Source organism: Pseudoalteromonas sp. 78C3, from assembly GCF_002836695.1.
Classification (GTDB): Bacteria; Pseudomonadota; Gammaproteobacteria; order Enterobacterales; family Alteromonadaceae; genus Pseudoalteromonas; species Pseudoalteromonas arctica.
Map to the genome: position 1 here is coordinate 1 of NZ_PJAV01000016.1, position 4,101 is coordinate 4,101.

Sequence of the window (4,101 nt, forward strand, 5' to 3'; positions counted from 1 at the left end):
GCACTTGCAAAAAATTCTCATAGTTAATTAAAAAAGCCTTACTTTAGCTATGGTTAAATAGCGTGTGATTGTCATACAATGGAGGGAAATAGACCACACAAGAGAGATTAAAATGGCCGCATTTGGTACCGTGTTTATGCCGCAGATGATTCAAGCTCGTTTTTCTGATAATAAATGGAGCGAGAGCTCAATTGTCCCTTCCGATAAACTTGAACTTCATGCTGGTGCGCACGTTCTTCATTATTCAAGTACATGTTTTGAAGGCTTAAAAGCCTTTCGCCATGAAGATGGTTCTGTTTATCTTTTTAGAATGGATGCAAACATTGCACGCATGCAACAAAGCTCAGCGCTATTAAGCTTACCGAGTTTTGACAGCGATATGCTAAAAACGATGATTATCGATATTATGCGCGAATACGCAGATGAAACGCCATTACCACCGGGCTCTATGTATATTCGCCCAACGCACATTGGTACTGAGGCTGCAATTGGTAAAGCGGCTGCGCCATCAATGAGCTCGCTTTTATACACGTTACTATCGCCAGTAGGTGATTATTTTGCCGGTGGTGCAACTGCACTGCGCGTACTGCTTGAAGAAGATGGTATGCGCTGCGCTCCGCACATGGGTATGGTAAAAAGTGGTGGTAACTACGCCAGTGCTCTAGCACCTATTAGTGCTGCACGAACTAAGTATCAAGCAGATCAAATTTTATTTTGCCCAGGTGGCGACGTACAAGAAACCGGTGCTGCTAACTTTATACTTATTGATGGCAACGAAATTATCACTAAAGCGCTTGATAGCACGTTTTTACACGGTGTAACGCGTAATAGTATTTTAACCATAGCAAAAGATTTAGGTATGACGGTAAGCGAGCGTAACTTTAGCGTTACTGAGCTACTAGAGCGTGCTGCTAAACCAGGTACTGAAGCGGCGCTTTCGGGCACTGCAGCTGTACTAACTGCTGTGGGTACGTTTATTCATAACGATAAAGAATACAAAGTAGGTACTGGCGAGCCAGGCCCAACGACTGCGCGCCTTCGCCAAGCATTGAACGATATTCAATGGGGTAAAAGTGAAGACAAGCACGGCTGGTTAACTAAAATCTAATTATAGATTTAATCGCAACTCGCATTAAAAAGCCACCTAATCGGTGGCTTTTGTGTGTTTGGTTACTTTAAGCTGTGCTTATTAGAACTTCATTTCTATTTTACCGTACACGTAGCGTCCGTTAAATCCATACGGCGAGAAGCTAGAGTAAGCAAATAAACGTGAGAAGGTGGTTACATCGTCAACATTTTCACGGGTTGCATCTGGGTAAACATCAAAAATGTTATTAGCACCTAAGCTAAGCGATACGTTTTCACTAAGCGAGTAGGCGACATCTAAGTCGGTTATCCATTTAGGCTTAAGCACTTCGTTACGTTCAGGGTTGTCTGAAGGGTCTTGAGTTTCTCCGTAACGCGTTGTTCTAAGAGTGGTACGTATGTCGTCGTTAGTCCACGTAGCGCTTAAGTTGTACTTATTACGCGGTGTGCTTACTTCAAAACGACGCAGCTCAGTGCCTGAGAACAAGTTGTCTTGATCAAACCCTGCACCTTGAAGCTCTGCTGGTGGGTCGATAATATTTGTTACTTCATTTTTGCCGTAGTTATAACCTAGGTTAAAGGCTAAATCGCCGTAACCATCAGTTGCTACATTATATGAGGCAACCACATCAACACCACGGGTTTTGCTGTCAATTGCATTTAAGAAGAAACGACCTTGGTTAGCGCCTGTGCCTTGGAGTAAATCGGCAATAGCATCGCCCGATAAGTTGTTTGATAGCACAATGCGGTCATCAATTAATATTTGGTAGTAATCAACCGATAAGCTGAAATTAAAGTCGGTAGACCATGTAAAACCAACGCCGTAGTTTGTTGCTTCTTCTGCATCAAGGCCAGGTGAGCCCAGTGCTTTTGCTACATCGCTGCTTGGTGCGAACGTACCTGTTTCGGTTGGTTCGCCATCAACAAATACAGTGGCCACTGAGGTAAAGTATTGCTGCTGCAAAGAAGGTGCTCTAAAACCAGTAGATACTGAGGCGCGTAGTGCTAAGTCTTCAGTTAATGAATAACGAGTTGCAATTTTACCGTTAAGTGTATCGCCAAAGTCTGAGTAATCTTCATAACGGGCGGCAACCGCTAAATTCCAATCGTCGGTTAGGTAGGTTTCAAGGTCTATATATAAGCTCACGTTGTGGCGGCTGTTATCGCCCTCTGATTCGGGTGTAAACCCCGGGAATACTTGTGCCCCCGCTGCGCCAAATGGGCCATCAACTGGGTCGGTTACTGCGCCTCCTGGGCCAAATGTGCCTTGTGCGTATGAAGCTTCTTCGCCTGCATCTATTTGATATCCTTCGCGGCGATACTCAGCACCTACAGCTACACTTACCGAGCTTTCTAAAAAGCTGACGTCTACCTCGCGGCTAAAATCAACGTTTAAAGTAAGTTGATCGTAGGTAAGTGTTCCTGCATCAAAGCTTGTTTGGCTAGTAGGGCCATATGAGGTATTTAAGCTATTTATAACACCAAACTCAAATGCATCTTGACCATATACGGCCGATACATCGTAATTCCATTCACTTACAAAACCTTTAGCGCCAAGTGCCAGTGAAAAGTCATCTATGTCTGAGGTAATAACAGGTAAAAAGCCATCAGGGTATACTTCTTCTATATTACGGCTATCGCTTGCACGGCGATAAAACCCGCCGCCTTCGCCTTCACGTTTGCTGTAAGAGCCAAACGAATATAAGTCGACTTCGTTTATTAACTGGTAACCTGCGTTATAAAACATTGAAAAATCTTCAACATCGCCATTACCAAAGTTATGGTTGTAACGATTTACAGTCAGTTCACGTGGGTCAAGCGCGCCATCTACTGATCCGTCATCTATGCGTGCGTAGTTTTCACGGTTATCGTAGTCTGAGCGGTTAGTTGAATGGCGGTCGCGGTATTCTGTTGAGATGTTTAAAAAGCCATTATCGCCAAGTTCAAAACCCATATTACCTTGCAGCGTTAGTGTTTGGCCGTCTGTTAAAGAGCGATCGCCCCCTTCGGTAAAGGCTAAATTACCATCACTGCCTTCAGATACTGATTTAAGCTGTGGTACACCGTCCATTTCGGTTACGTTAGCACCATATATAGCGGCAACTGAACCACCGCTGCTGGCACTTTTAAGTACAATATTAATAACACCAGCTATAGCGTCAGAGCCATATTGCGCTGCTGCACCATCGCGTAATACTTCAATACGGGCAATAGCATTTGCTGGTATCGCATTTAAATCAACCGATGATGAACCACGACCCGTTGAGCCATTTAAGTTAAGTAATGCGTTGCTGTGGCGGCGTTTACCATTAACAAGCACTAAGGTGTGATCGGGTGCTAAGCCACGAAGTTGAGCAGGACGTACGTGGTCGCTGCCATCAGTAAGGGATGCCTGCGGGAAGTTAAAGCTGGGTAATAAACTGCTAAGTAGGGCATTCGTTTCAGTAAAGCCAGAATTTTTAAGTGCATCTGCACCAATTATATCGATGGGTACTGCACTGTCTTCTACTGTACGGCCTAATCGGCGAGAACCAATTACGCTTATTTGTTCGATGTTTTCTTCTGCTTTAGTGTCTTGCTCTGCAGCATTTACTGAGAGCGAACCAAGTAGTGCAGCAGACGCGCTCATTGCGAGTAATATTTGTGGTACCGATTGCTGTAATTTAAATAACGGTTTTCTATTCATGCTGTATTTCCCCATACCCATTGAATTATTTTAGTTTTGTACAAAAAGATTAATACCAACCCGCAATAATACTTAATCATTTTTAGGGGCTAAACGTGCCGTTACCTGCGTTAAAAAATTCTCATTTGGAGCAACTAAATAGCGAATTTTTTGCCTAGCTATCAACACGTTTTTCCATCCTCAAAATAGATCACTTAATTAAGCGGATTGGTATAAACCTCTTTGTTACCTTGAACATATACTTAATTAACAAAGTCAGTCAATTGAATAACATTCAATTAATTTAAGGGTTTTTATAATTACATTTGGTTGTTTTTTATAATGATCAT

General features: G+C 43.0%; 2 protein-coding genes. One reads left to right on the forward strand and one right to left on the reverse strand.

The genetic code is table 11. The annotated features are described in order from the left end of the window. Positions 1–106: 106 nt before the first annotated feature. Positions 107–1,108, forward strand: coding sequence for a branched-chain amino acid aminotransferase (locus CXF76_RS00400; protein ID WP_257983256.1), 1,002 nt, complete (start codon positions 107–109; stop codon positions 1,106–1,108). A gap of 81 nt (positions 1,109–1,189) precedes the next feature. Here CXF76_RS00400 and CXF76_RS00405 read toward each other — a convergent pair whose 3' ends face one another. Further along, positions 1,190–3,772: a TonB-dependent receptor plug domain-containing protein gene (locus CXF76_RS00405; protein WP_101162777.1), complete on the reverse strand. Its 2,583-nt coding sequence runs from the start codon at positions 3,770–3,772 to the stop codon at positions 1,190–1,192. Positions 3,773–4,101: the final 329 nt, after the last annotated feature.

What these genes read in the sequence shown, in the direction of transcription:
- CXF76_RS00405 (WP_101162777.1), bottom strand. Translation starts at nt 3,772, where the DNA reads ATGAATAGAAAACCGTTATTTAAATTACAGCAATCGGTACCACAAATA.